This is a genomic window from Paenibacillus sp. MY03 (assembly GCF_002165585.1).
GTDB lineage: Bacteria > Bacillota > Bacilli > Paenibacillales > Paenibacillaceae > Pristimantibacillus > Pristimantibacillus agaridevorans.
In genome coordinates, this window is the sequence record NZ_MXQD01000045.1 from 1 (window position 1) to 26270 (window position 26270).

The 26270-nt window shown below is 54.4% G+C and carries 27 protein-coding genes; 20 read left to right on the forward strand and 7 right to left on the reverse strand.

Annotated features, from left to right (window positions below):
- Positions 1–432: 432 nt before the first annotated feature.
- Complete coding sequence (gene hmpA / locus B1748_RS27670; RefSeq protein WP_087571194.1) at positions 433–1683, forward strand: NO-inducible flavohemoprotein; 1251 nt, start codon at positions 433–435, stop codon at positions 1681–1683.
- Here the strand turns inward: hmpA and B1748_RS27675 are convergent.
- Positions 1657–2160: a Crp/Fnr family transcriptional regulator gene (locus B1748_RS27675; RefSeq protein ID WP_087571195.1), complete on the reverse strand. Its 504-nt coding sequence runs from the start codon at positions 2158–2160 to the stop codon at positions 1657–1659. The two genes, hmpA and B1748_RS27675, sit on opposite strands and share 27 nt — an antisense overlap.
- Before the next feature lie 174 nt (positions 2161–2334).
- Between B1748_RS27675 and B1748_RS27680 the strand changes: the two genes are divergently transcribed.
- From B1748_RS27680 to B1748_RS27730, 12 genes are all read left to right on the forward strand, one after another.
- The gene (locus B1748_RS27680) at positions 2335–3207 is read left to right on the forward strand and encodes an SPFH domain-containing protein (protein ID WP_087571196.1); all 873 of its coding nucleotides are present in this window, start codon (positions 2335–2337) and stop codon (positions 3205–3207) included.
- Between the two features lie 11 nt (positions 3208–3218).
- Positions 3219–3395: a type II toxin-antitoxin system antitoxin gene (locus tag B1748_RS36580; protein WP_143810390.1), complete on the forward strand. Its 177-nt coding sequence runs from the start codon at positions 3219–3221 to the stop codon at positions 3393–3395.
- A gap of 426 nt (positions 3396–3821) precedes the next feature.
- Positions 3822–5030: an urea ABC transporter substrate-binding protein gene (urtA, locus tag B1748_RS27685; protein WP_087571243.1), complete on the forward strand. Its 1209-nt coding sequence runs from the start codon at positions 3822–3824 to the stop codon at positions 5028–5030.
- Positions 5031–5173: 143 nt separating this feature from the next.
- A complete protein-coding gene (gene urtB, locus B1748_RS27690; protein WP_087571197.1) occupies positions 5174–6079 on the forward strand; it encodes an urea ABC transporter permease subunit UrtB in 906 nt (301 codons plus the stop codon).
- Positions 6080–6183: 104 nt separating this feature from the next.
- A complete protein-coding gene (urtC, locus tag B1748_RS27695; protein ID WP_087571198.1) occupies positions 6184–7302 on the forward strand; it encodes an urea ABC transporter permease subunit UrtC in 1119 nt (372 codons plus the stop codon).
- 20 nt (positions 7303–7322) lie between these two features.
- Positions 7323–8105 (forward strand): urea ABC transporter ATP-binding protein UrtD, encoded by a 783-nt coding sequence (gene urtD / locus B1748_RS27700; protein WP_087571199.1) that lies wholly within the window; start codon positions 7323–7325, stop codon positions 8103–8105.
- A complete protein-coding gene (urtE, locus tag B1748_RS27705) occupies positions 8083–8778 on the forward strand; it encodes an urea ABC transporter ATP-binding subunit UrtE (protein WP_087571200.1) in 696 nt (231 codons plus the stop codon). Before urtD ends, urtE begins: the two co-directional genes overlap by 23 nt.
- Positions 8779–9093: 315 nt before the next feature.
- On the forward strand, positions 9094–9636 hold the full coding sequence (spoVT, locus tag B1748_RS27710; protein WP_087571201.1) for a stage V sporulation protein T: 543 nt from the start codon (positions 9094–9096) through the stop codon (positions 9634–9636).
- Between the two features lie 187 nt (positions 9637–9823).
- Positions 9824–11755: an oligosaccharide flippase family protein gene (locus tag B1748_RS27715; RefSeq protein WP_179215863.1), complete on the forward strand. Its 1932-nt coding sequence runs from the start codon at positions 9824–9826 to the stop codon at positions 11753–11755.
- Between the two features lie 21 nt (positions 11756–11776).
- Positions 11777–13357, forward strand: coding sequence for a bifunctional methyltransferase/pyrophosphohydrolase YabN (gene yabN / locus B1748_RS27720; RefSeq protein WP_087571203.1), 1581 nt, complete (start codon positions 11777–11779; stop codon positions 13355–13357).
- A 195-nt stretch (positions 13358–13552) separates the two neighbouring features.
- Positions 13553–13825 (forward strand): HU family DNA-binding protein, encoded by a 273-nt coding sequence (locus B1748_RS27725; RefSeq protein WP_087571204.1) that lies wholly within the window; start codon positions 13553–13555, stop codon positions 13823–13825.
- Between the two features lie 3 nt (positions 13826–13828).
- Positions 13829–14116, forward strand: a complete 288-nt coding sequence (locus B1748_RS27730) for an RNA-binding S4 domain-containing protein (RefSeq protein WP_087571205.1) — start codon at positions 13829–13831, stop codon at positions 14114–14116.
- A 321-nt stretch (positions 14117–14437) separates the two neighbouring features.
- On the opposite strand, the gene B1748_RS36585 is transcribed toward B1748_RS27730, so the two are convergent.
- A complete protein-coding gene (locus tag B1748_RS36585) occupies positions 14438–14695 on the reverse strand; it encodes a hypothetical protein (protein WP_143810391.1) in 258 nt (85 codons plus the stop codon).
- A 165-nt stretch (positions 14696–14860) separates the two neighbouring features.
- On the opposite strand from B1748_RS36585, the gene yabP reads away from it, so the two are divergent.
- The 4 genes from yabP (at position 14861) to B1748_RS27750 (ending at position 16722) form a co-directional block, all read left to right on the forward strand.
- Positions 14861–15145, forward strand: a complete 285-nt coding sequence (yabP, locus tag B1748_RS27735) for a sporulation protein YabP (RefSeq protein ID WP_087571206.1) — start codon at positions 14861–14863, stop codon at positions 15143–15145.
- A complete protein-coding gene (gene yabQ, locus B1748_RS27740; RefSeq protein ID WP_256975966.1) occupies positions 15142–15759 on the forward strand; it encodes a spore cortex biosynthesis protein YabQ in 618 nt (205 codons plus the stop codon). The genes yabP and yabQ overlap by 4 nt, the downstream gene beginning before the upstream one ends.
- Positions 15759–16073: an FtsB family cell division protein gene (locus B1748_RS27745; protein ID WP_179215864.1), complete on the forward strand. Its 315-nt coding sequence runs from the start codon at positions 15759–15761 to the stop codon at positions 16071–16073. The genes yabQ and B1748_RS27745 overlap by 1 nt, the downstream gene beginning before the upstream one ends.
- A gap of 145 nt (positions 16074–16218) precedes the next feature.
- Positions 16219–16722: a S1 domain-containing RNA-binding protein gene (locus tag B1748_RS27750; RefSeq protein WP_087571208.1), complete on the forward strand. Its 504-nt coding sequence runs from the start codon at positions 16219–16221 to the stop codon at positions 16720–16722.
- 214 nt (positions 16723–16936) lie between these two features.
- On the opposite strand, the gene B1748_RS27755 is transcribed toward B1748_RS27750, so the two are convergent.
- Together B1748_RS27755 and B1748_RS27760 are read right to left on the reverse strand one after the other, a co-directional pair.
- Positions 16937–18034, reverse strand: coding sequence for a sialate O-acetylesterase (locus B1748_RS27755; protein WP_087571209.1), 1098 nt, complete (start codon positions 18032–18034; stop codon positions 16937–16939).
- A 50-nt stretch (positions 18035–18084) separates the two neighbouring features.
- Positions 18085–19578: an FGGY-family carbohydrate kinase gene (locus tag B1748_RS27760; RefSeq protein ID WP_087571210.1), complete on the reverse strand. Its 1494-nt coding sequence runs from the start codon at positions 19576–19578 to the stop codon at positions 18085–18087.
- Positions 19579–19735: 157 nt separating this feature from the next.
- Here B1748_RS27760 and B1748_RS27765 point away from each other — a divergent pair, with 157 nt between their 5' ends.
- Genes B1748_RS27765 through B1748_RS27775 form a run of 3 tightly spaced genes read left to right on the forward strand, consistent with a single transcriptional unit; the run spans position 19736 to position 22206 of the window.
- A complete protein-coding gene (locus B1748_RS27765) occupies positions 19736–20266 on the forward strand; it encodes a D-lyxose/D-mannose family sugar isomerase (RefSeq protein WP_256975975.1) in 531 nt (176 codons plus the stop codon).
- A gap of 35 nt (positions 20267–20301) precedes the next feature.
- The gene (locus B1748_RS27770; RefSeq protein ID WP_179215865.1) at positions 20302–21162 is read left to right on the forward strand and encodes a class II fructose-bisphosphate aldolase; all 861 of its coding nucleotides are present in this window, start codon (positions 20302–20304) and stop codon (positions 21160–21162) included.
- Between the two features lie 21 nt (positions 21163–21183).
- Entirely contained in the window at positions 21184–22206 is a 1023-nt protein-coding gene (locus tag B1748_RS27775) for a LacI family DNA-binding transcriptional regulator (protein ID WP_087571213.1), read from the forward strand.
- An 88-nt stretch (positions 22207–22294) separates the two neighbouring features.
- On the opposite strand, the gene B1748_RS27780 is transcribed toward B1748_RS27775, so the two are convergent.
- The 3 genes from B1748_RS27780 to B1748_RS27790 form a co-directional block, all read right to left on the reverse strand.
- Positions 22295–24223, reverse strand: coding sequence for a DUF8034 domain-containing protein (locus B1748_RS27780; RefSeq protein ID WP_087571214.1), 1929 nt, complete (start codon positions 24221–24223; stop codon positions 22295–22297).
- Positions 24224–24239: 16 nt separating this feature from the next.
- Positions 24240–25142: an aldo/keto reductase gene (locus tag B1748_RS27785; RefSeq protein ID WP_087571215.1), complete on the reverse strand. Its 903-nt coding sequence runs from the start codon at positions 25140–25142 to the stop codon at positions 24240–24242.
- Between the two features lie 81 nt (positions 25143–25223).
- The gene (locus B1748_RS27790; protein WP_218781663.1) at positions 25224–26261 is read right to left on the reverse strand and encodes a glycoside hydrolase family protein; all 1038 of its coding nucleotides are present in this window, start codon (positions 26259–26261) and stop codon (positions 25224–25226) included.
- Between the last annotated feature and the right edge of the window lie 9 nt (positions 26262–26270).

The following is a 26270-nucleotide window of genomic DNA, read 5'->3' on the forward strand; positions in this document are numbered from 1 at the left end:
AGACCTGCGACGTTATTCGTGAGAAATCCAGGCAAACCGCGGGCTTTTGCCCATCATAAGGGCTGTCAGTTCCATTAGATTTGCGAAGTGCTGCTTTTTGCCGAAATAACGCCTTCCATTTCCATTACAGTTGCTCCCGTTCATTTCTTGCCGGACACTTGCTTTGTTATCGTTTGAGGTAAGCGGCAGGTCGAGGCAGGCGTTGTCACAGATCGTTTCGATTCGCTGTGATTGTGATCACAGGTTGGGGGAGGCATGGCATCTATACTTGAAATACAGGAAACATCCTTGCGCTACGCATTCTCTGTATTTCCCGAAATGAAACGCGTCGCCAGTGTAGCGACAACCGTTTCACCTTGGAAAAGGCAATACGAACCGACCAGACCATACAGAATGAGATTCAATCCTATATCCATAATGGAGGAGATTATGATGCTGAATCAACAAACCATTGCGGTCATTCAATCGACGGTGCCCGTCCTGAAGGAATACGGAACGGCGATTACGGGGCGATTCTACGAGCGAATGTTCGAAGCACATCCCGAGCTGTTGAACCTGTTCAATCACGCTAATCAGAAGCAGGGACGTCAGCGGGAAGCGCTGGCCAATGCCGTATACGCGGCGGCGCTGCATATCGATAAGCTGGAACAGATCCTGCCTGCCGTTCGGCACATCGCGCAGAAGCATCGCAGTCTGGGTGTCAAACCGGAGCAATATCCCATTGTAGGCCGGCATCTGCTGGCAGCCATCAAGGAGGTATTGGGAGATGCGGCGACGGATGAAATTCTCGAGGCCTGGGCTGATGCTTATGGCGTCATAGCCGATGTCTTCATCAGCGTGGAGCAGTCGATGTACGAACAGGCTGAGAGCCAGCCGGGCGGCTGGGAAGGATTCCGGCCCTTCGTTGTCGACAAGAAGATCGTCGAAAGCGATGTAATCACTTCGTTCTACCTGCTGCCTCGGGATGGAGGCGACATCGCTTTATTCGAGCCGGGACAATACGTCAGCGTAAAGATCGACCTGGAGGGCGACGAACATACCCATCTGCGTCAGTACAGCTTGTCTGATGCTCCTGGCAAGCCGTATTACAGGATTTCCGTAAAGCGGGAAGGAAGCCTTGCGGGCAAGCCGTCGGGCAAGGTGTCGGGCAATCTGCATGATCGTGTTGCGGAGGGAGACGTATTGTGGTTGTCGGCGCCGGCGGGCGAGTTCAAGCTGGAGATCGAAGGAGAAACGCCCGTTATGCTGCTGAGCGGCGGCGTAGGGCTGACTCCGATGGTTAGCATGGCGAATACGCTGGCTGAGCGCCAGCCGAATCGCAGGGCGGCATTCGTGCATGCCGCGCTGAACGGCAACACGCATGCGATGCGGGATGCCATGCTTCAACTGCAGGAGAAAAGCCCGGGGCTGTCCGTGCATTACTGCTACGCGGAGCCGACGCCTGAGGATCGGGAGCTGGAGCGTTACGACAAAGAAGGAGTCATTGACGCCAGCTGGCTGAAGACGCTGTTGCCTGATCCCGATGCCGTCGTCTATCTGTGCGGTCCCGTGCCGTTTATGAAGGCTATGTTCGCGGCGTTGCAGTCGATCGGCGTAGCAGAGTCGCGGATCCACTACGAATTTTTTGGACCGGCGGGAAGTTTGGCGCAAGAAGAATTACTTGCTCCCGCCGGATCGAAGTAGCCGATTGACGGTCTCTCGGCGAAGTCCGATCAATTGCCCGATTTCGTCCTGCGTTAATAGCTCGGAGATCGGAATGGGGCCTGCGAAGCTCGCGAGCCACTCCTGCAGCTTGCGCAGCTTCTCAGCCGGCGAAGTTCTCGTCAACTGGTCGATGCGCTGCTGCATGAGGCGGAGCCGGCTCTGAAGCAGCAACGCAATCTCAAGCGCCTTCTCGGGATGCGCGGCCAGATCGTCGTACCACTCCCTGGATGGAATCGTCTCGAGCTCGCTCGTCATCAGTGCGATAGCCGTACCATGGTAGGGCTGCTCGGATACGAGCGAGTGATGAGGAATCACTTCTCCTGCCACAATTAAATTAACGACAATCATATGGCCGTCCTCGTGAACGCGGACGATCTTAAGCAGCCCGCTCTTGAGTCTAAAGAGCGGGCCGTTGTCGCCTTGTCGGAACACGGTCTCTCCCTTATGAACAATCATGCCCTCTCCCCCTTCTTCTGAATGTTTGCCTTCCCTGAGTTACCACATTCCAGTCTTAGCTTATTGTAGATGTCGACTCGGGACTAATCAACCACTAATTCCGATCAGCAGTGTTGACTGTATTTGTAAAAAGTGATATCATAAAAATATCAAAAAGATATAGAGGTGAAGGCGATGAGGGAGAAAAAGGGATTTTGCGTAAGCGGGTATTTGGCACTCTTGTTGGCTTTGGTCGCGGCAGCGGGCGGTGGGTGGCTATTTGTAACGGAGTTGATGAAGGACACATCATCGTACGGGCTTGTCGCAGTCGGAGCAATTCTGATTGTGCTTGCACTCGTGGGACTATCCTCGCTGGTCATCGTTCAGCCGAATGAGGCCAAAGTCATTACCTTCTTCGGCACCTATGTCGGAACTGTCGTGGAGAGCGGGCTGTGGATGGTGCTGCCGCTGTCGACGAAATCGACCATATCGTTGAAAGTACGGAATTTCAACAGCCAGAAGCTCAAGGTTAACGATGCGGAAGGCAATCCGGTCGAGATCGGCGCCGTCATTGTTTTCCGAGTAGTGGATACGGCCAAAGCGTCGTTCGATGTCGACCAATACGAAAGATTCGTGGAAATTCAGAGCGAGACGGCCATTAGACATATTGCTGCGCAATATCCTTACGATACGTTCGAGGATGCAAGTACGGTGTCGCTTCGCGGCAATGCGGACGAGGTGGCAGCCGAGCTTTTACGGGAGCTGCAAGAAAGACTGGATGTAGCAGGTGTACAGCTTCGCGAGACCCGCATCACTCATCTGGCCTACGCGCCGGAGATCGCCAGCGCGATGCTGCAGAGGCAGCAAGCCATCGCCATCGTGGCAGCGCGCCAGAAGATCGTCGAAGGCGCTGTCGGCATGGTCGACGCGGCTCTTCGGCAGCTTGAGGATAACGGCATCGTGCTGGATGACGAGCGGCGCGCGGCGATGATCAATAATTTGATGGTGTCCATCGTATCCGACCGGGCGGCCCAGCCGGTTATTAATACGGGATCGCTGTATAGCTGAGGATCGCAAGGATGGCTAAGGAGAAGAAGGCGTTTCCCCTGCGATTGGATCCGGAGATTCATCGCGCGCTGGAGCAATGGGCCGCGGACGAGTTTCGCAGCGTAAACGGGCATATTGAATTTCTGCTCAGGGAAGCGTTGGCTAAGGCGGGTAGGTTAAAGTTGCCGGGCCGTGATACGAATAAGTAGGAAGTTCGACACAGGCGGATAGGACGACTCGCAGCTCAAGCGGCTGCGAATCGATCTATCTGCTTTTTTGTGTGATGTTCGTGTTATATATTCTCTTGGGATCAGATGGGGCTTGGAAGACGATATCATCTTGAATCCTCCGAACGATTATCGAATTCAATTATGTGAGTTAATCTTACATAATATTGATCGACACGTGTCTATAATTAGCAATTTGAACGCAATTATAATATTTATGGAAAATTTAATGTAAACTATGTTGACACAACTTAAACCACCCCACTATAATTGAGCACAGGAGCGAACATTGGGAAGCTATTCCAGTCAATCGTTCGGAAAAGAGAGACAAATACTTAGGAAATGGGGAGTGGAGAGATGAGAAAAGGCTTGTTTTACCAATTTGCTTTCCTGATTGTGGCGGTTAGTATGGTGCTGGCGGGATGCGGGGCGAATAATGAACCAGCTTCATCGGGCACGAACGCACCTCAGGAGTCAAGCGCATCAGGGGGTTCTGACAACGGTGAAATCAAGGTAGGCATTCTTCATTCTCAGAGCGGCACTATGGCGATAAGCGAGACCTCGGTCATCGACGCTGAGATGATGGCCATCGAAGAAATTAATGCAGCAGGCGGGGTACTGGGCAAAAAAATCGTTCCGGTGCTTGAGGACGGCGCTTCCGATTGGCCGACCTTCGCAGAGAAGGCACGCAAGCTAATCTCCGAAGATAAAGTCGCGACGGTATTCGGCGGTTGGACATCCGCGAGCCGCAAAGCGATGCTTCCGGTATTCGAAGAGTTGAACGGCTTGCTCTGGTACCCTGTTCAGTATGAGGGACTGGAAGCTTCTCCGAACATCTTCTATACGGGAGCGACAACGAACCAGCAGATCGTTCCGTCGGTGACGTGGCTTCTGGAAAACCGGGGCAAGAAGGTGTACCTGCTGGGCTCCGACTACGTATTCCCGCGTACGGCGAACCTGATTATCAAGGAACAGCTCAAAGCAGAAGGCGGCGAGTTGGCGGGCGAAGAGTACACGCCGCTTGGCCATACAGACTACAGTACCATTATCAGCAAAATCAAGGCGGCCGATCCGGACATCGTATACAACACATTGAACGGGGACAGCAATGTAGCATTCTTCAAGCAGCTTAAGGACGCCGGCATTACCGCCGAGGATATGACGACATTGTCGGTATCGGTGGCGGAGGAAGAAATCCGCGGGATCGGGGTAGACGTGCTCGCAGGTCACTTGGCGGCATGGAACTACTACCAGACGACAGATACGCCGACCAACGCGAAGTTCGTGGAGAGCTACAAGGCGAAGTATGGCGCGGATCGCGTAACGGCGGACCCGATCGAAGCGGGTTACACGGCGGTATACCTCTGGGCCGCGGCGGTCGAGAAAGCGGGTTCGACGGATGTTGCAGCCGTTAAGGAAGCAGCCAAGGAGCTGGAGTGGGACGCTCCGAGCGGTAAAGTGAAGATCGACGGGGAGACGCAGCATATCTACAAAACGGTCCGAATCGGAGAGGTGCAAGCAGACGGGCAATTCAAGGAATTGTGGAATTCGGGAGAGGCCGTCAAGCCGGATCCATTTTTGAAGGGCTACGAATGGGCCGCAAGCATTCAGCAGTAAGGCGTTGCTGCAAGGGCCGAATAACATGACGCCGGGATAAAGAAGCGGCTTGGGGGGCAGGAGAGGAAGTGTTCGAGCGAAGCAATATCGAATGCTTCCTCTTCCTGCATCATGCCAGCTAAGGCCGCCGGGGGAGCGATGGGATGGAACTCTTCATATTGCAATTGTTCAACGGACTTAGCATAAGCTCGATTCTGCTGCTCGTGGCGCTTGGTCTCGCGATTACCTTCGGATTGATGAAGGTCATCAACATGGCGCACGGCGAGCTGATTATGATCGGGGCGTATGCCACGTATTTGACGCAAAATCTGTTTCTCGACTATATGCCGGCATCCATGTTCAATTGGTACTTCGTACTCGCGATTCCAGTAAGCTTTGCCATCGCATTCGCGATCGGGCTGGTGCTCGAGATGGGATTGATCAGGTTCCTGTACGGCCGTCCGCTCGACAGCTTGCTGGCGACATGGGGCGTGGGCCTCGTGCTGCAGCAGCTGGCGCGAACGATCTTCGGCGCTCCTAACGTCGCGGTCAAGAGCCCTGCTTGGCTGGACGGGGGGATGCAGATCCTTGGAGGAACGCTGCTGCCGTACAAACGGTTGTTCATCATCGCGCTTGTCATCGCTTGTCTCGTCGCGATGTATGTGTACATTTACCGCAGTCTTGAAGGCCGGCGCATGCGCGCCGTCATGCAGAACCGCGAGATGGCGGCTTGCCTTGGCGTGTCGACCAGAAGGGTGGACGCCATGACATTCGCGATCGGCTCCGGCATTGCGGGTATTGCGGGATGTGCCCTGACGCTTCTCGGACCTATCGGCCCGTCGCTCGGCACTTATTACATCGTGGACGCATTCATGGTTGTCGTACTGGGAGGCGTCGGCAAGCTGGTGGGTACGGTACTTGGGGCGACCGGCATCGGCATGTTTAACACCCTATTCGAATATTGGACGAATGCGTCGCTCGGCAAGGTGCTTGTATTCGTATGTATCGTCGCGTTCCTGCAATGGAAGCCGTCAGGGCTTGTGGCCATGCGGACTCGCTCGCTGGATTGATGACCGGTATACGAGCGTAACAAGGTGAACCGGCTTCGCCGTCCTTTGGCGGTGAAGTTTTCAAAAAGTTCGGGTTTCATGACCGGGAATAGGTGGAATGCGATATGCAGCTTACGCGTATAACGGGAAATCGATTATGGATATTGGGGGCTTACCTGGTTGCGGCCGCAGCTCTGTTTAGCGCTCCGCTCGTATTCAGCGACTTCAGGCTGAATCTGCTTGCGAAATTTTTGGCCTTCGCGATTGTTGCGCTGGGGCTTGATCTCATATGGGGTTATACCGGCATTCTCAGTTTAGGCCACGGCATCTTTTTCGGTCTCGGCGCCTATGCGATGGCTATGTACCTGAAGCTGGAGGCCAGCGGCGGCAAGCTGCCGGACTTCATGGGGTGGAGCGGGCTCAAGGAGCTGCCGCTTTTCTGGATGCCATTCGAGAATTTCGGCGCGGCGGTGGCGCTCGGCATTCTCGTACCCGCGCTTCTGGCGCTGGGACTCGGATACTTCACGTTCCGTAACCGGATTCGGGGCGTATACTTCACGATCCTGACGCAGGCGCTTGTCATTATTACGACGACGCTGCTCGTGGGTCAGCAGGCGTTCACTGGCGGAACGAACGGGGTGACGGGCTATTCGACGCTTCTCGGTTATTCGCTGGCGTCGCCGGAGACGAAACGGGTGCTCTACTGGGTAACGGTAGCAGTATTGATCGGCATTTTTATTTTATGCCGTTATTTGACGGGAAGCCGGTTCGGCAAGGTGCTTCGCGCCATCCGCGACGGCGAGAACCGAGTTCGGTTTATCGGATACAATCCGGCGGTGTATCAGATGGTTATTTTCACTGTATCGGCGGCTATCGCGGGGATCGCAGGCATGTTATTCGTGTTGCATGTCGGCATTATCTCCCCGTCCATGCTGGGCATTGTGCCCTCCATCGAGATGGTGCTGTGGGTCGCGATCGGCGGCAGAGGTACTTTGATCGGGGCGGCGCTCGGGGCCATTCTTATGAACTGGGCCAAGAGCGAATTCAGCACCGCATATCCCGAAGGCTGGTTGTTCTTTATGGGCGCCATGTTCGTTATCGCCGTTGTGTTTTTGCCGAAAGGCGTGGCGGGATTGTTCCAATGGAGGGGCAAGGATAGGAAGAAGTGGCTGCCGGCGCGGGCTCGCGGCTCCGGCGGGAAGCTGAGGACCGGAGAGAAGGAAGGCAGCGTGCCGCAAGGATAACAATCTGGGAGGGACCGGGAATGGCGAACAAGGGAGCGGCAATTCTGGAATGCGAGGGCGTGACGGTCGAATTCGACGGCTTCAAAGCCGTGCAAGGGATGAATTTACAGCTTCAGAAGGGCGAACTGAGGTTCCTTATCGGTCCGAATGGGGCGGGCAAAACGACGATGCTGGATGTCATCTGCGGCAAGGTAAGGCCGTCGGCAGGGAGCGTTACATTCGGCGGCAAGGTTGATATTACGCGAAAGCACGAGCATCAGATCGCGGAGCTTGGCATAGGCCGGAAGTTTCAGGCGCCATCCATCTTCAAAGACATGACGGTTATGGAAAATTTGGAGATTGCCATGAGGCAGAAGCGAAGCGTCATGGCGACGTTGTTCGCGCGAATGAACAGCGAGGATGAGGAGCGGCTGAATGGACAGCTGTCGATGATCGGACTCTCATCGAAGGGGTCATGGCGCGCGGGCGGTCTGTCGCACGGCGAGAAGCAATGGCTGGAGATCGGCATGATGCTGATGCAGGAGCCGGAGGTGCTGCTGCTCGACGAGCCGGTGGCCGGCATGACCGACAAGGAGACCGATAAGACGGGGGAGCTGCTGCACGAGATTGCGCGAGCGCGCTCCGTCGTCGTAGTCGAACACGATATGGAGTTTGTCCGCAATTTTGCCAGCAAGGTGACGGTCATGCACGAGGGCAAACTCCTGAAGGAAGGTTCCATGGAGGAAGTGCAAGGCGATGACCGCGTGGCGGAAGTATACCTGGGCAGGAGGCGCGAAGAGCATGCTAGCCGTTCAACAGCTTGAGTCGGGTTATGGAGAAAGCGTCATCCTGAGGAATGTCTCGCTGCGTGTCAAGCCAGGTCAGGTCGTCTGCCTGATGGGGCGCAACGGGGTCGGCAAGACAACGCTGATGAAGAGCATCATGGGATTGCTTAAGGCTCGCGGGGGCGGGGTCAGCTATAAAGGCGTAGACTTGACGAAGAAGGCGCCGGGCGTCCGGGCGAAGAGCGGGATTGGTTATGTGCCGCAGGGGCGGGAGATTTTTGGGCAGTTGTCGGTGTACGAGAATCTGCTGCTGGGACTGGAGGCTTCACGGTCGAAGGAAAAGGTTATTCCGCCCGAGGCAATCGAGAAGTTCCCGGTGCTGCCGACGATGTACGAGCGGCACGGCGGCGATCTGAGCGGCGGGCAGCAGCAACAGCTGGCGTTCGCGCGCGCCTTGGCTTCAAAGCCGGAGGTGCTGCTGCTCGATGAGCCATGCGAGGGCATACAGCCTTCCATCGTCGACGATATCCGAGACGTCATCCGTGCCATCAAGGAGGAGGGCCATACAGCCATACTGCTGGTGGAGCAGAGTCTGGACTTCGTAAAGAGCGTCGGCGATTATTTTTACGTGCTGGATAAAGGCGCAATCGCATGGGAAGGCGATCTGGCGGGGCTGGACGATGATGTGATTCGCCAATATTTGACGGTGTGAGTCAATTACCAGCCACTTTCTTGGGTAAATAGGATGAAGATATTGCAAGAGCCTGATCCTGTAAAGGGTCGGGCTCTTCGGGTATCTGCGGTATGGTGCCGTTGAATTGGATTGGCAGGGGGAGGCTGGAGACGTGCATAAGAATTTGGGAGCAGTTGAATACTATGGTCAGATTCAAAATATTACGATGAAGGGTACTCCCTTCTAAAAGGTAGCTGGATCGGTGGAGCGAACCCATCACGGCGCAATAATTTTCCAGCAAAGACTGGCATCCAGTGTATTCAAAATCTTCTAGTGAAAGCGGGGCAACAAGAAATGAAAGCAACTGGAATTGTACGACGCATCGATGATCTTGGTCGTGTGGTGATTCCGAAGGAAATCCGCCGTACGCTGCGTATCCGCGAAGGCGATCCGCTCGAAATCTTCGTGGATCGCGACGGAGAGGTCATCCTGAAAAAATATTCCCCGATCGGGGAGCTTGGCGACTTCGCCAAGGAATATGCGGAATCGCTGTACGAAAGCACGGGCCATGTCACGCTGATCTCCGACCGGGATACGATCATTACTGTAGCCGGCGCATCCAAGAAGGAGCTTCTGGACAAGCCGATCGGCTCCGCGCTCGAATCGTGCATGGACAATCGCAAGACGATGACGGAGGCGAACGGCGGCAATTACGAGATCGTAAAGGACGTGCAGGATACGTACACCTCCTTCGTCATTGCTCCGATTATCGCCGGGGGCGACCCGATCGGCTCGGTTGTACTCCTCAGCAAGGACGAGTCCGTAAAGATGGCGCAGATGGAGACGAAGATGGCGGAGACGGCCGCGGGCTTCCTTGCGAAGCAGATGGAGCAGTAGAGGGCTATTTAGGTCGTAGGACGGCACGCGAAATAGGCGTAGGACTGAAAAAAAGGTTTCCCGGGATTCGGGGCGCGTTAGTCGCCGGCGCGGGGAGCCTTTTTCCCGTTCCTGTTTCCCCCTGGACGGCTCGATGGGGTATAATCGAGTGCATATAGGGACAAGGCAAGGTGGGGCTAGTGATGAAGTGGAAAATCGTAACATGAGGGAGAGAGAGGGGAGCGGGAATTCGCCGCGACTATGGCGGCACGGAGTCGCGTTAATGGCGGGTGCGGCACTGTTGTCGAAGCTGATCGGCGCGCTGCAGAAAATTCCGCTTCAGAACATGGCGGGTGATCGCGTATTCGGCATGTACAACGCGGTGTACCCGTTCTATCAAATGATAGCCGTGCTGGCCACGGCGGGTTTGCCGACTGCGGTATCGATCGTCATCGCAAGCCGCTTAGCTGACGAAGGAAGCGGATCGGCTGTCGGCGCCTCCGGTACGCGCAGCGCGCTGATGGCCGCTTTGCTGCTGTTAGGGGCCACGGGGACGGTTACGGCTGTGCTCATGTGGACGACAGCGGGTCAGACGGCTGCGTGGCTTGGGGACGAAGCGGTGGCTCCGGCTATTCGGGCGCTTGCCCTGTCTCTGCTGGTAGCGCCGCTCGCCGCCGCCTTGCGCGGTTACATGCAGGGCATGCAGCGAATGGGGATATCCGCCGCGTCGCAACTGGCCGAGCAACTGGTACGGGTCGCCGTGATGTTGCTTGTTCTCGGCGCCGGCCTTGCGGCCGGTTGGAGAGACAGCACGATCGCTGCCGGCGTCATGTTCGGCGGTGCGGTGGGTGCGGCTGTTTCCTTGCTCCTGTTGGTGCTGGGCTCCCGGACGATGACGGGCAAGCGTGAAGCGGGAGCCGGCTCGGGCGTTATGAGCAAGCGCAAGCTGTTTGGCGAGATGAAGGAGCTTGTCGCGCTGGCGCTGCCAGCGGCGCTAGCCGCGCTTGTCGTGCCGGCGGTAGCGGCAGTGGATAGTTTCACGGTGCCGGCGCTGCTGCGAGCGGAAGGACGCGCGCCGGCTGAGGCGATGAGCCTGTTCGGCATCTACGGCCGAGGCCAACCGCTCGTGCAGCTGATTGTCATGGCCGCAGGTGCTGGAGCCGCGGCTATGGTGCCGGGCCTGGTACGAGCTCGCGCCGAGGTGCGGCGTCGGCGTGGTGGAAGCGGGCTTGGCAGGGATGAGGCGAAGCATAAATTCGAGAGCGGAAGAGCTTCGAGGAAGGCGCGGAGGACAAGCGGGGAAGCCGATGGCGGGTTTATCATCGATGGAGCGAAGTCTGCAGGATTGAGAAGGACGCAAGATCAAAACGCGAAAACAGGCGGAAATAAGCGTTCAGGCGGGGCCGTGATTGAGGCTGATAATAACGGGGACGATGGGGCGGCGGAGATGCTTGGTCTGCGATTGACGTTGCTGCTGCGGCTGGCCTGGCTCCTCGGAGGCGCGGCCACTATCGGGCTCGTACTGTTAGCCGAGCCTATTAACGTGATGCTGTACAAGGACGCCAGCGGCACAACCGCGCTGGCGCTCATCGGATTTACCGCGCTCGCCGGCTGCGTCAGCGCGGTCGTCGCTCCCGCGCTGCAAGCGCTCGGCGCAGCGCGAATCCCGGCGCTGCTGCTGCTCCTCGCAGCGCTGCTCAAGGGCGCGCTCAACGCCGCTCTCGTCCCCTCCCTCGGCATCGAGGGAGCGGCGCTCTCCGGCGTTGTCGCGCTAAGCGCCGCCGCCATGCTGGGCGCGGCGGCACTGCATCATGCGGCTGCGCGGCTGCGCCTGCCGCATGGCACCGCTCCGGCGGCTGGCGGCTGGCGCCCCGCCGCCGCAGGCGTCTTCGCGCTCGCGGTCATGGCCGCGGCGCTATGGCTGTGCGAGCGCGCCCTTGGCGGCGGCGCGCTCGAAGGGCTGCCGCCAAGGGCGGCGGCAGCCGTGCTGGCGCTGACGGGCGTTGCCGTCGGCGCAGCGGCGTTCGGCGCCGCCATGCTGCGCGGCGGCGCCATCGGCGCGCGCGAATGGCGCGCGCTGCCGGGCGGCGAGGAGCTGGCCGACCGATTGCGGCGGCGGGGGCTCATCCCGCCCAAGTAACCCTTGAAGGAGGAATAAACAATGTCTCAAGCCATCATAGAAATTATCGGTCTTGGCGCCGGGGATCCCGATGCGCTGACGCTTGGCGTATGGAAAAAGCTGCAATCGGCCAATCGCCTGTTCGTGCGAACGGAGCGTCATCCCGTTATGTCGCTGCTGAACGAGAATGGCATAACCTATACGACATTCGACTCCCTGTATGAGCAGTACGAATCGTTTCCCGAAGTGTACGAAGGGATTGCCGGGATATTGCTGGAAGAGGCCCGGAAATCGAAGCCGGCCGATGAAGCTAATGCGAGCAATCCGACATCGGAGCTGACTGCCGAAACGATCTCGGCTACAGCCGGAACGGGCTCCGCTGCCTCGCCGCCCGTCGTTCCTTCCATCGTCTACGCCGTTCCGGGTCACCCCATGGTTGCCGAACGAACGGTCCAGCTGCTTAGGGAGCGCTGCGCCGAAGCCGGCATCGAGCTTCGGATTACCGGGGGCGAGAGCTTCCTGGATGCCGCGTTCATCAGCCTTGGCATCGACCCTATCGAGGGCTTTGCCCTGCTCGATGCGGCGGAGCTTCAACCTTCTTTGCTTCAGCCGCAGCTTCATACGCTTATCGGGCAGGTCTATGACGAATTTACGGCATCTGACGTCAAGCTGGCGCTTATGGAACGTTATCCCGACGATCATGAAGTCATCATCGGCCATGCGCTTGGCGTGCAAGGCGAAGAGCGAATGATTCGCGTCCCTCTCTACGAGCTGGATCGCGACCAGGAATACGGCAATTTATCGCTTGTTTATGTACCGCGCTCCGACGACCCTTCGCTTCGGAACCGTACGTTCGAACGGCTGCACGAGATTGTTGCCATTCTTCGCAGCCCCGAAGGCTGTCCGTGGGATCGCGAGCAGACGCATCAGTCCATCCGCAAGAACTTCATCGAGGAGCTGTACGAAGCATTGGAGGCGATCGACAATGACGATCCCGACGGCATGCAGGAGGAATTCGGCGATATTATCCTGCAAGTGATGCTTCACAGCCAGATGGAGGAAGAGACAGGAATGTTCTCCGTCTATGACGTTATTCAGACGCTGAACGAGAAGCTGATCTTCCGCCATCCGCATGTCTTCGGCGATCAAAGCGCAGGAGATGCAGGCGAAGCGCTCGTCAATTGGGAGGCTATGAAGGCCGAGGAGAAGAAGCGCAAGGGCACGGAGCGCAAGTCGCAGCTGGACGGCATTCCGCCGGATTTGCCGGCTCTGATGAAGGCTTACAAGATTCAGAAGAAGGCTGCGAAGGTCGGCTTCGACTGGGACGAGCTGGAGCCGATGCTCGCGAAGATCGAAGAGGAGCTTAAGGAGCTTCGCGAGGCGATCGCGACGGGCGATCGGGAGGAGCAGGCTGCCGAGCTTGGAGATCTGTTGTTCGCCGTCGTGAACGCTTCTAGGTTCATCGAGGCAGACCCGGAAGAAGCGCTCTCTCGCACGAATCGAAAGTTTCGTAGTAGATTCGAATATATTGAAGAGCAGCTTCGTATAAACGGCAAAACTTTTGACCAGACTGATTTACTAGAGATGGATCGTTGGTGGGAGGAAGCAAAGCGGCAAAAATAACCCGCGTCTGGCAGACTTTCGCCACAATTCGCCCCTTTTCTGCACTATTCCCAAAAAAATTTGCTGTAAGCAGCAGGATTTCTGCTACTTGAGAAGAATATGTATTCTTCGTGAGAGCAGATTTTGCCAAAGGGCATCGCCGCCTATGTGCGGCATCGCCACAAAAATATGGATAACCTTTAGGAGGAAACTATGATGAACAAAACAGACCTGATCAACAACATTGCTGAGAAAAGCGGCCTGACTAAACGTGATGTAGAAGCGGTATTGAACGGCTTCCTGGGCGAAGTAACTGACGCTCTGGCTGGCGGCGACAAAGTGCAACTGATCGGCTTCGGTACTTTCGAAACTCGCAAACGTTCCGGCCGCGTAGGCCGCAACCCGCAAACGGGCAAAGAAATTACAATCCCGGAATCCAAAGTTCCTGCATTTAAAGCAGGCAACAAGCTGAAAGAAGCGATCAAGTAATTCATGCGTCTCGATAAATTTCTCAAGGTGTCCAGATTAATCAAGCGCCGCACCGTCGCGAAGGATGTATCCGAGCAAGGGCGCGTTTGGATTAACGGCCGCGAGGCGAAGGCTAGCAGCGCTGTAAAGGTTGGCGACGAACTTCAGATCCAGTATGGACAAAAGATCGTCACGGTGCGCGTCGAGCGCCTCATGGAGACAACTCGCAAGGAAGAAGCCGGCGAGATGTACACCCTGGTGAAAGAAGAGCAGCGACCCCGCGAGAGCGAGCTCGAGTGGGAGAAGCCTTAAGTACGAAGCAGTCCCGCCTCTCCGAGAGGCGGTCGCTTCATGCTCAGGCAACAAGAACCGCCTACGACCGGATGACCGGAGCTGGGCGGTTCTTGCTGTATAGACGGAAGTGGAGGTTGCCCGAGCTTAGCGCCTTAGCACTTTAGCCGCCGCGTAGCACCTTAGCATCTTATTGCCGTAGCACCCTGGCTCTTTAGTGCCTTAGTGATTAGATGGAAAACCTCCCTTTATTCTAGACTATGGATGTCCATGGGGGCTAATAAGAGGAAATCCTCCATCTAATCAACAGATTAAATGGAACAAAACCGGTATCTGACCCTATTAGAGGGCGATTATCCCACTATATTGTCGTCCAACAGGCGAATGCCGATAATTAGAGGGCGATTTTCCCTCTAAATTCCAAACCGGAGCCCGACCTCTTGCCGCTAGGAGCGTTACACGCCATCCAGCGTGCCCCGAACCTCTCGCCGCCAGCAGCGTTACACGCCAATCCAGCGTGCCCCGACCTCTCGCCGCCAGCAGCGTCACACGCCAATCCAGCATGCCCCGACCTCTTGCCGCCAGCAGTGTCGCCGCCAATCCATCGTGCCCCGACCTACGCCGCCAGCAGCGTCACACGCCAATCCATCGCCAGTGCGACGTTAAGCCATGCGGAGGTCACGACTCTCTCAGGCTTTTGTTCTAAACCTTGTCCGTCTCTCATAAAGTAATAGTGAATATGATTGCGAAGCGGGGGAGAGCGGTATGGTGGAGCAGGGGAAGGGACACAAGACGCAGGATGTAAAGCTGATCAGCCGGAAGGTGCTGGAGCTGACGGGCGTAAAGAACGTGGAGAGTTTCGACAGCGAAGAATTTCTGCTTGATACGGAGCTGGGATTTCTAACGGTGGCTGGTCAGAACTTGCATATGAAGCATCTCAGCCTGGAGCAAGGCCTGGTCGCCATTGAAGGGCATGTAAATTCGCTCGCCTATCTTGACGGTGCGACAGCCGCGAAGTCCAAAGGGTTGTTCGGGAAGCTGTTCAAGTGACGCTTAGCGTACAATGGATGACGATGGCGGTCATGCTGCTGTCGGGACTCGGCATGGGTGCGGTGTTCGATGGCTACCGCGTTGTGTCGAACGAGCTGAAATTCCCCAAGTGGTGGCTGCCGGCGCTCGACGTCCTGTATTGGATCGCATCCGCGGTCGTCGTGTTCCGAATGCTGTACGCCAGCAACAACGGCGAGGTGCGGGCGTACGTATTTCTTGGACTGGCTGTCGGCGTCATCCTCCATTATTGGCTGTTCAGTAAGGCAGTTATCGTCATTGTAAAGTGGATTATTGCGGCCATTCGAGCTTGTATTCGCTTTGTTCTGAAAATTTTTGAGATTTTTATCGTAAAACCGATTCAATTGCTCTACAAGGTGGTTATAGTTTTAATAGGATTTGGGTCTGCGCTCACTATTTTCACTCTAAAGATTGTGATACAATTGGTTCGTCCAATCGGGCTGCTGCTTGTTTGGATGACGAAACCGATCTGGCGTCCGCTGGGAAGATGGCTGAAGCCCTACTGGGACAAGCTGAAGCCCGGAGAGCGGATCGGGAAGCTGGCGGTACTCCTTCGGAGCCGCTGGACATCATGGTTCAAGAAGGGAGATCGCTAATGGCAACTGCAACTGCAACGGCGAAGAAGCCGGCCGGTACAGCCGCGGCTAAACGCAGATACAAGCTTTGGATGACGTTTATCCTTTTGTTTATGGGCTGGGCAGGCTATACTTTGTTCGGACAGCTGCAGCAGCAGAAGGCGACTCATGACAAGCTGACGTCGATCCAGACTCAGATCGAGGCGGCGAAGGCGAACAACGATGAACTGAAGCGTCAGGTGGAGCGCCTGAACGATCCTGAATATATATCTCAGCTTGCCACCAAGGAGCAAGGAATGGTGAAGCAGGGCGAGAAGCAAATTTTCCGTGATTAATCCGCCACATATTAGGCACCGTATGGGGTGAACGTCTGTTGACCTTACTTCTTCCATTCGGGTATAATCACGATAGAAGCCAATTCCTATCGGAAGCGATAGGACAGGGACTCACTAAACTTTTGAGAGAGGAACATTTTATTTTATGGCAATTGAAGTGGGCGCCAAGTTAGAAGGGAAAGTGACGGGCATCACGCATTTCGGGGCATTTGTCGACTTATCGGGAGGTGTCACAGGCCTTGTTCACATCTCGGAGATTGCCGATAACTACGTCAAGGACGTGAAGGATCATCTTAAGATCGACGATGTCGTCAAGGTCAAAGTGATCAACGTGGACAAAGACGGAAAGATCGGACTATCCATTAAGCAAGCCATTGATCGGCCGGAAGGTCAACCTGCTCCGCAGCGCGAGCGTTCGGGCGGCGGCCCTGGAGGAGACCGCTTTGGCGGCGGCGGTGGCGGTGGAGGTCGTGGCCCAGGCGGCGGCGGACGTCCCTTCAACAAACAATCTTCTGGCAGACCGTCCTACGGTAAACCGTCATTCGAAGATAAAATGTCCCGATTCTTAAAGGATAGCGAAGAACGTATCTCTTCCCTTAAGAAGAATACGGAAGGCAAACGCGGCGGACGCGGAGCCAAGCGCATCTAATTCCTATACACTCACATGCCTGTCGGCATACTCCAATAAAGCAGAACCCTAGGAGCCCCATTGGGCTGCTCAGACTATCGAGAAAGTCTCGATAGTCTTTCTTTTTGTTCGTTCGCAACAGGAAAGCCAGAAGGTATCATCTACCTGAATCACCACTTCTATAGGCAGTCATTTGGCGAAAGCCTTCCGTAAGGACTCTGAAGAACGTCTGAATTTATCTTCTTTGAAGCATATTCCAAATGGAGATACACCAAAGCAAGCCAGCCTGCTGTTGCCCCAATAGGGTAAAATGCTGGCTGTTGGCAGTAACGGCGCGATGAAGGCCGATACCCCCAAGTATATCCGTATCCGGACCCGGAGCAAACCCGGTTGTGTCCCACAGTTCGTGAATGGCTGCGCGAATCCATCCCTCTTCAAGAGGTTTCGAATAAACCTCCGGATGCAAGGTTGATTTGGCCGGCATCCAGAGGAAAGAATGACCCCATTGCCGTTCCAGTTCGGCTTTAATCGCAATCAATCTGCTTCTATAGACATCTGTTGGTGTAGCTTCAATAACATCCGATTCTCCCTGTTGCCAGAGCAACGCCCTGAAGTCGCCCACGGATTGCCCTGCATGGAGAAGTTGATGATATAATCGTTCGCCCGGCATCCACTGCCGGGATGATGTAGCGCTGACTGCGACATTCGCCATTCCGATTGGAACCCGGATCAAAGGAAGCAGATGATTCATCGCCGCCGGCCAAATCGTCCCCTTGAGTCTTGTATCGTTGATATCGCTAATTCTAACGCCAGGTTGCGGATCATGGGCTATTCTCCATTCCCCGGCGATGGAAGCATAACTGCTGACTCTCCCCTCGGGATCTTGGATCTGAAGGTATTCATCATTGCAATTCTCGGCATACGATTGGCCCGCAATGATAAAAACCTCGCCTACGCCTATATGATCAACAGAAGATTCAATCATGATATCGCCCGATTTGTCGGTGAGGCGAAGCTCCAATCTATACCAGCCCCCGGCAGGAACAACCAACGTTGCATGAAACGTCTCAGCTCGCCATTCCACCTCAAGGTTAATCCAGTCAACCGCTTCTCCATAAGCATCATGCATAAGTACCGTTCTTGCTTCCAACTGTCCAATTTCCAAACAACCGGGAATACTGCCAGAAATGATTATACTGCCATATCCCGACTGTGGACCTCCTGGATGATTGGCATAAGCTTTCATCGGATCATATCCATATCTTTGAATAACCTGATAGGGTTTGGGTTGTTCGAGTGTCAATGAATAATCGCCGCTCGTAGTAGTTGTCATGTTCCAACTCCCTTCAATTGAACGCTGCTGAATCTTTGAGACGCTTCTTCTTATTGTGATATGAGTTTGGAGGAGAATGTTTTATACTGCTCATACTTCTCCCGATAAATGGCTGTTTGCCGCGAATCGGGAAAGAATTCATCTTTTATTCTGATCAATTGAGAGGCTGCGGCTTCATAAGAACTGTAAATCCCTATGGCCGTACCTGCCAGGATAGCCGCGCCTAACGTTCCGGCTTCTCCGACATGAAGCGTCTCTACTTTTCTTCCAAAAATATTTGCTTTGATCTGCATCCATAAAGCAGATTTTGAGCCTCCCCCGACCGCTCTCAAAGTGTTAACCTGCACACCTGCATCATTCAGACATTCGAGGTTGACCATCATTTCGTAATTGACGCCTTCAAGAAGGGCGCGATAGATCTGATCGGGTCGCGTCTCTAGTGACAAACCGTATATGGCGCCTCTGGAAGCCGGATTCATATAGGGGGTACCGGCGCCAGAAAAATGCGGGATGACAAGCAAATCGGTCGGACTTGCCGCAGCTGCTTCATTGAGCACATCGTATGCGCTAATTCCTCTTCGTTCCGCTTCGCTTGTCGCGGCTTGGCCAAAGCTGTTTTTGTACCATTGCAGCAGCGAACCGCCAGTGAAATTGAATGCATAGGCAAGATACATGCCATGTACCACATGCGGAGCGCAATTAAAGTTATGCCGTAACATGCGTTCGTTGATGATAGGGCGAGAAAAGGCAGGCGTGATGCACTCGACCGTACCAATTCCGTCCATAGCGAATCCATCCGAAATTATACCGGCCCCCAAGGCAGCACAAGCTTGATCATGTCCGCCAGTAACGACCGTCGTTCGGGCATCCAGTCCAAGCGATGCTGCAATTGATCCAGTTACTGTTCCGACGACGGTTCCCGATGGAGCCAGATTGGAGAGCAGCGCTGGATCGATGCCGGCTGCCTCCAGAATTGTCGGCTCCCACCTTTTATCGATGACATTCATAGCCATGGTTCGAGACGCAAGCGAATTGTCGATGACAGGCAATCCGGTAAGCTGATAGATGACAAAATCGCCAAACAACATAAACTTCCATGTGCGGTGGTATAAATCCGGCTGATTCTCCCGCAGCCACATGAGCTTGTTGACGGTGTACATAGGATGAATAGGCAGGCCGGTAAGCGTCATTACAGTATCCGCCCCCAGTCGTTCTGCAAGATCGGCGGACTGCTCAATCCCCCTGGGGTCCATATACAGGATGCTCTTGCCGAGAATCTCACCGTTTGGACCAACCGGAACGGCAGCTTCGCCGAAGGAGGAGATGGCTATTGCTTGAACCCAATCTCCGCGACTGCCATGGGTCACCTGTTGTATCACTTCCTTAACGGCCTGCCACACAAGATGGGGATCTAACTCATAATACCCGGCTTGTAGATGGTTGATCGAATAATCCCGATAAGCCATAGCGAGTACATGGCCTTCTTCATCAAACAACGTGCATTTGCTGCCGGACGTTCCAATATCCAATCCCATTAACGACATACTTAACCCCCCTTTTTTATTAAAGCGGTTTAAAAATATTAATAAAACAATTCGAATAAATTGTATCACACTCTTGATTATACGTCTTTAATGAAATATGATTTACCTAAAGCGCTTTAAATTAAAGGAGGACTTGGCTTTGCTTACGAGAAAACAAGTGCAGGAATTTCAGGATTATAGTTTTGATCTTTTGGCGCAACAAGGAATTGTCATTTCTCGGCAGGAGAAAGGCCAGATCGAAGTAGCGGACTTTGGCTTGAATCAATTCGAAACGACAGGCCTTGGGCTGCTGGTGTACGTCAACACGCCGCGTGTTTGCGCCAAGGAGCTCATCATGCTTCCTATGCAGACCTGTCCGGAGCATCGTCATCCCCGAATCGACGCATCCAACCCGGGCAAGGAGGAAACCTTTCGCTGCAGATGGGGGAAGGTCTTCTTATATGTATCTGGCGAACGCACGGAGAGTCCTCAGGCTGCACCGCCCAAGGATAGGGAGCAGTATTACACCGTTTGGCATGAAATCGAGTTGAACCCAGGAGAGCAGTATACGATTATGCCCAATGTTAAGCACTGGTTTCAAGCGGGCCCGCAAGGAGCAATCGTGACGGAGTTTTCCACGACGAGCTTGGATCAGTACGATGTGTTTACGGATCCCGATATATCCCGATTTACGACGATCATAGACTAGAAACGAGAGGTAGAATAACGATGCCGAGGACGCCGATGAGTGACATGTTGCGGGACGCCGCGAGCAAGGGGTATGCCGTTCCTTGCTTCAACGCGATCAATTTGGATATGGTTCGTGGTATTATTCAGGCAGCTGAAGAAGAATGCTCGCCCGTCATTATATGTCATGCGGAAATCCATTTTAAATATACTCCACTAGAGAAGATTGCCCCGATACTTGTAGCGGAAATGAATGCGGCCCGTGTTCCGGTTGCCGTTCTCCTCGATCACGGGAAGAGCTTTGACGCCGTGTTGAAGGCGATGCAGTTGGGATTCAATGCCGTCATGTTTGATGGTTCGGAATATGGATACGAAGAAAATGTGAGTAAAACTGCGGAAATTGTGAAGATTGCCAAGACGTTTGATGTATCTGTCGAAGGTGAGCTCGGATATGTGACCAGACCGCGCGGAGGCGGCGCTGAAGGAGAGGACGAAGATTCTATCGTGAGCGACACCTCGCTATATACGGACCCGGAGCAGGCTTGCGATTTTGCGGAAAGAACGGGAGTAGACGCACTGGCAGTCGCATTCGGCACGGTACATGGCGTATACTTAAAAGAGCCAAAGCTTGAACTGGATCGTCTGAGCCGGATTCGGGCATTGACTGATGTTCCATTGGTTATGCATGGCGGCTCCGGTTTAAGCAGGGGCGACTTCGAACAGTCCATCCAGGGCGGGATCGCCAAGGTCAATTATTATACCAATATGGCGTTGAAGGTAGCGGAGCGGCTCCGTGTGCAATGGTCGGGAGAAGCGAGCCGAATTTTTTACCATGATTTGATGATGGCGTCAATCCATGAGTTTCGCGAGGATGCTAGGCAGGTCATGAAGATGCTGGGGAGCAGCAGAAGAGCATAGTTCAGGCGGGAGTAGAGACGGATGGTTACATTAAAAGACGTGGCTCTAAAGGCGGGAGTATCGGAAGCAACGGCTTCGCTGGCGATGAACAACAAGAAGACAGTGAATGCCGACACGAAGAAGAAAGTATTGGATACGGCACGGCAAATGGGTTATATCCCCAACAGCCTTGCGCGCGGACTGGCGCGCAGCAAAACCAATACAATCGGACTGGTTGTTACCGATGTTCAGAATCCGTATTTCGGCAGCATCGTCAACTATATCGATCAATATTTGCGCAAGTTTCACTACAATCTGATTCTCTCCGTCTCCAACGATGATATAGAGGCGGAGAATCAAATTATTGAAAACTTTATCCGCCAGCGTGTAGACGGAGTCATTGTCATTCCCGCTCCGGTAATGCGCGGCGACTTTTCTGTATTTGCGCATTTGGAATCCAATCAAATTCCTTATGTATTTTCGACGACGTATTACGAAGGGATGACGTGTGATTCCGTAATGACGGATCTCTCCGAGGGCTCCTTTCTGTTAGCCGAATACTTGATCGGGCTCGGACACCGGAGGATTATGTTTCTCGCGAGCGCTAATCAGAATGTGCTCTTATCCAAACTTCGCATCGAAGGCTGCAAGCGGGCCTATTCGGAAGCGGGGATGGATTTGAACGATCTGCATATTGTCGAATGCAGCAGAAACGACTTTAATTCCGGGTATAAAGCCGTATTGGATTATTTCAACGGGACCGACCGGCCGGATGCCGTCATGGCGATCAACGATATTATGGCCCTTGGAGCGATGAAGGCGATCAAAGAGCTCGGAATGCGGATTCCACAGGATATTTCTGTCGCAGGTTATGATGATTTGATATTTTCTTCGATATCTGATGTTTCGTTAACGACCGTTAGGCAGATTGTTCCGGAAATTTGTATGGAGTCCGTTCAAATATTGCTAGACAGAATCGAGGGGAAAACCGCGCCTCCACGGATAACAATGATTCAGCCCGAGCTTATCATTCGCCGCTCCACTAGCGTGAGGGCTCATCAATAAAGTCGAACGGCTGTATCCAGATCCATGCCATGAATCGCGGGAGTGAGCTGCGCAAGAGGGCCCTGGATGTCAGGGCCCTCTTGCAGCATCATGGCACGATCCGTCCTCTTATGACATGCTCGTTCCCTTCACAAGGCCACGGCATCTCGTACGAGGGGGCATTCACATACCTCTCCATCGATATCCGCAAGACGATGCCGGTTCCTGCGGGCAGAGATACGCGCAACCACTTCCCTTCGACAGGAACCGTTCCGGCCACTTGTCCGGAAGCATCAATAACCTCGCCGGCGATAAATCGATGTTCGCCGAATACGCCGGCTTGCACAATCAGCTTCCGGTCGTCAAACAAGCTGGTATTGACCAGATGCACGGTCGCCGAATCGGCCGTCAGCTTCTCTACCAGGGCCGATACCCCCTTAGGCAGGCCCGGCCGCTTCGCGTCTACATCGAAGTAACGAACGCGGCCATGCTGCAGGCCGCCATGCGAAATATGCATCGGCCCGCCGAGCGTTAGCTGCACGAGCCCTTCGAAATAAAGCGGACACATCTCCTGCCAGATATGAATCGCGGAGTAAATCCCCTCATGATAATGCTCGACCCAGTTATGCGGATCGCCTTCCGGAGCGCGCATCTTGGCCAACTGGTTGCCGATCATCTCGTAATTGGCGTTCAGAATCCGTTCCGGATAGTCCGGGTTCAGTCCTCTAATATATTGGTACCACGGTAGCGTATTACCGATATAGTGCTTTGTCTCGCGCCCCGTCCGCGGATCCCTTCCGGAGAATGCAGGCACGATCACCATGTTCCAGTCATGGTCCTTCGCAATCCGTTCGATCCGCTCCAAATCGTCATCCGCCATCGACGTCGTCCATAGATAGATCGGATATTTCGGCAACGCTTCGCGGTAATCCGTCCAGCCGCTGTCGAAGTGCTTGTATGGAACGACCCATTTGCCGTCCCGCTCCTCGCGCAGTTCCCAGTTGCGGTCGAGCTGCTCCCTCGCGAGTGACATCCCGTTCATGTCGCCGTTCAGCAACACCGTGTTCATGCAGGCATTCGTCAGCGGCTCGATGATGGTCATGAAGCCGTGCGGCCACCGCCAGCCGTAATATCCGCCCCACCATTTGCCATCATTGTATTCCCCGATCCGGCCGGACAGTCCGATATTGTCGGGAATAATGCCGCCGTTAAGCCGCGCGCGCTCTTGCCATGCCGCTACGTATTCAACGACCCACTGCTTTAATCGATCGTCTCCGGAATGGAGATAAGCATGCGTAACTAAGCCCGTAGCATTAAGATTCAACGGTACGTCGCCGCGATTCATCCGTTCGTTCATCTTGGCGATCAAGTGTTTGTACACTTCGTCATTCGACCAGGCACATTTGCCGCTTGCGAAATCGACGCCGGGAATATCTTCGTACGGCGCAACATAATCGTCCAGAATGCCCCGATGGGTGCTCCAATCCTCTTCGTTCACTGCGAATCTCGGGCCGCGGCTGCCGTTCAGCGGCGAGCGGATCAGCTTCAGCTCCCTGTCGTAGTTCGGCGCTTCGGGATCATCGCCCGTGTACATCGCTGCAAAATTTCTGGCGCGCTGGCGGTCCTTCATCGTAGCCGGACCCGCCAGCCCCAGGAAATACAAATACAAGTAACCTTCGCCATGGTGCATCCAGTCGTAATATGCGTCGAAATCCCGGTGAATTTGCCCGTATTCCGTCCACTGCCACGTGATGCCTTCCCATATTCGGCGAGCTGCTCCGTGCAATTCGCTGCTCCCGCCCAAGACATACAGAAGCGCCAGATTCATGAACCCTTCATACGGATCATCCGACCCGTCCATGCCCGGCCAATGCTCGAACCAGATAAGCGAGCCGTCCGGATGTGTGTACCGTGAGACGAATTCTAGCGCCGCTTTATTCAGGGTCTCGAACAGCAGTTGCTCCTGCAACGCCCACTGGGGAGGCACGACGCGTGTTGATGCACGGATTTCGGGGAGATCTTCATCGATTTGATTCATTTTCTTTCCCCCCATTCTAATTGAACAAAGGCCGTCCTTGGAACAAATCATATACCCGTTGCAGATCTGCCGGCTCCAGTCCCTTGCCGTCGCAGACAGCCAGGTTCTTGCGAAGCGAACCGACTTTTGACGTACCTGTGAGCGTGACGTGAATGTCCGGATTTGTCAGGCTGAACCGCATCGCCGGTTCGACCAACCCTTTCGGCTCGGCTCGCCGCAAAAACTTCAATTTCTCCACTCGCTCGGCCGCTTTCTCCACGATGTCCTTGTCAAGGAAATCGACGACCGTGTCGGCGAGCAGCCCCAGGCCCAGCACGCTTCCGTTAATGACGCCGAGCCCGGTCTCCCTGGCCAGAGGCAACACTTCGTCTTTCGCGGTATGGTCGATGAGCATGTATCGGGCGTAGAACTGAATCGCATCGAACTGGCCTGTTTTCATATAGGCCATGAGCAACGGCAATTCGCGGGTCGTCACGCCGGTGAAGCGAATTTTGCCATCCTCCTTCAGCTTGCGGAGCGCCGGAATCGTCTCGTTCATCACGAGGTGATACGGCTGATGTTCGATGTCGTGCAGTTGCAGAATGTCAATCCAATCCGTTCGCAATCTCCGCAGGCTCTCTTCTACGGAGCGAATCGTGCTTTCATAGTCATAGCGGGGATCGGACTTCGCGACTTTCGAAGCGATGATCACTTCGTTGCGTCTGCCTTCTGCCAGCGCTTTGCCGATCCGCCGTTCCGACTCGCCTTTACCGTACAACGGGGCAGTATCGATGAAGTTGATACCCGAATCGATCGCTTCGTGGATCAGACGCTGCACTTCTTCTTGATCCGTCTCGCCGAAATCTCCTGCCAGCGGCGCTCCGCCCAGACCAAGCCTGGACACTTTCAAACCTGTATTGCCGAAAAGGGTATATTCCATGATCCTCTCTCTTCTCCTCCATCAGTCATGCAATAGAAACGTTGCTCGACGCCGAAAACGGTTTGTTTTTGCAAATAATCATCATGTCGTTTGCAAAGGAATAACCATATTCCAAGTATTGGATGCATTTGTAAATTCGCCAGGGCCGTCAGCCGTCGCAAAAAACATATGGGTGGGTTTATTCTCCTCAAACAAAATAAAGGGCCTTTCCAAGCTTCCCATAACTTGTTCCGTTCCATCGTCCCACGTAATTGTGCGTGAATAGGATCGTTGCCCCTTAACCGCTTCCCATTTCACCCCATCTTCCGATCTTGCGAATATACCCCCATGTTGCTCACCGCATGTATGGCCCGTCATATCCTTTGCAATCATTTCATACCCGCCTGGCACACGATAAATAAACGGATCCTCCACATTACATGTCTCGGAAGGGAATATCGTCTCGTCGGTTACGGCCTCATAAGGTCCCATATAGCTGCTGGCCCGAGCCACTCCCAATAACATGGTATCTCCGTGCAAATAAGTGGAATATGGCCTTGATTTATAGGTTCTTGTTTTATACACGAGCAAGACTGATCCGTCTTCATGGATGCATGGCGCCGGATTGGAAGTAAAGAAGTTGTCGAACTTGCTTGGCCTTGGCTGCAAGATTGGATGATCCAATCGCTCCCATGGTCCAAATACACTGCTCGACACGGCGATTCCGATTCGCTTATTGGAACGGGCTACGATAATCCTTGGATCGATAAGCTCCAATTGCGTATCGGGCGTTGCATCCATAAAGGGATGCGTCGTTCCCATATAATATAAAATGTAAGTGTTCTGATGTTTGATTATTTGCGGATTATGAGTGCTTCTTCCATCCCAATATTCCGCTCCCCTGGATGGTAAAACAACCTCCTCGAATCGATATGGCCCTTCAGGAGAATCCGAAACCGCACGCACGACCTCGGACGCGACCAACCAGCCAGGGTGCATGGGCAGCTCCTTTGGCCATCGCGAGGCAAACATATGATATCGATCGTCGTCGCCTTTTATGACAGAACCACACCAAACCCAATAGCCTTCCATTTTAAATCCGCCATTTCTGGGCGCCGGTAACATGGTTCCAAATCGCATGACCGCAAC

Excerpts from the sequence above, each read along its gene's own strand:
- B1748_RS27745 (WP_179215864.1), top strand. The coding sequence starts at position 15,759 with ATGGCAACTGCAACTGCAACGGCGAAGAAGCCGGCCGGTACAGCCGCG.
- hmpA (WP_087571194.1), top strand. The coding sequence starts at position 433 with ATGCTGAATCAACAAACCATTGCGGTCATTCAATCGACGGTGCCCGTC.
- B1748_RS27780 (WP_087571214.1), bottom strand. The coding sequence starts at position 24,223 with ATGAATCAAATCGATGAAGATCTCCCCGAAATCCGTGCATCAACACGC.
- B1748_RS36580 (WP_143810390.1), top strand. The coding sequence starts at position 3,219 with ATGGCTAAGGAGAAGAAGGCGTTTCCCCTGCGATTGGATCCGGAGATT.
- urtA (WP_087571243.1), top strand. The coding sequence starts at position 3,822 with ATGGTGCTGGCGGGATGCGGGGCGAATAATGAACCAGCTTCATCGGGC.
- B1748_RS27750 (WP_087571208.1), top strand. The coding sequence starts at position 16,219 with ATGGCAATTGAAGTGGGCGCCAAGTTAGAAGGGAAAGTGACGGGCATC.
- B1748_RS27680 (WP_087571196.1), top strand. The coding sequence starts at position 2,335 with ATGAGGGAGAAAAAGGGATTTTGCGTAAGCGGGTATTTGGCACTCTTG.
- B1748_RS27760 (WP_087571210.1), bottom strand. The coding sequence starts at position 19,578 with ATGTCGTTAATGGGATTGGATATTGGAACGTCCGGCAGCAAATGCACG.
- B1748_RS27675 (WP_087571195.1), bottom strand. The coding sequence starts at position 2,160 with ATGATTGTTCATAAGGGAGAGACCGTGTTCCGACAAGGCGACAACGGC.
- yabP (WP_087571206.1), top strand. The coding sequence starts at position 14,861 with ATGGTGGAGCAGGGGAAGGGACACAAGACGCAGGATGTAAAGCTGATC.
- urtD (WP_087571199.1), top strand. The coding sequence starts at position 7,323 with ATGGCGAACAAGGGAGCGGCAATTCTGGAATGCGAGGGCGTGACGGTC.
- B1748_RS27730 (WP_087571205.1), top strand. The coding sequence starts at position 13,829 with ATGCGTCTCGATAAATTTCTCAAGGTGTCCAGATTAATCAAGCGCCGC.
- urtB (WP_087571197.1), top strand. The coding sequence starts at position 5,174 with ATGGAACTCTTCATATTGCAATTGTTCAACGGACTTAGCATAAGCTCG.
- B1748_RS27775 (WP_087571213.1), top strand. The coding sequence starts at position 21,184 with ATGGTTACATTAAAAGACGTGGCTCTAAAGGCGGGAGTATCGGAAGCA.
- B1748_RS27725 (WP_087571204.1), top strand. The coding sequence starts at position 13,553 with ATGAACAAAACAGACCTGATCAACAACATTGCTGAGAAAAGCGGCCTG.
- B1748_RS27790 (WP_218781663.1), bottom strand. The coding sequence starts at position 26,261 with ATGCGATTTGGAACCATGTTACCGGCGCCCAGAAATGGCGGATTTAAA.
- urtC (WP_087571198.1), top strand. The coding sequence starts at position 6,184 with ATGCAGCTTACGCGTATAACGGGAAATCGATTATGGATATTGGGGGCT.
- yabN (WP_087571203.1), top strand. The coding sequence starts at position 11,777 with ATGTCTCAAGCCATCATAGAAATTATCGGTCTTGGCGCCGGGGATCCC.
- spoVT (WP_087571201.1), top strand. The coding sequence starts at position 9,094 with ATGAAAGCAACTGGAATTGTACGACGCATCGATGATCTTGGTCGTGTG.
- B1748_RS27755 (WP_087571209.1), bottom strand. The coding sequence starts at position 18,034 with ATGACAACTACTACGAGCGGCGATTATTCATTGACACTCGAACAACCC.
- urtE (WP_087571200.1), top strand. The coding sequence starts at position 8,083 with ATGCTAGCCGTTCAACAGCTTGAGTCGGGTTATGGAGAAAGCGTCATC.
- B1748_RS27770 (WP_179215865.1), top strand. The coding sequence starts at position 20,302 with ATGAGTGACATGTTGCGGGACGCCGCGAGCAAGGGGTATGCCGTTCCT.
- B1748_RS27785 (WP_087571215.1), bottom strand. The coding sequence starts at position 25,142 with ATGGAATATACCCTTTTCGGCAATACAGGTTTGAAAGTGTCCAGGCTT.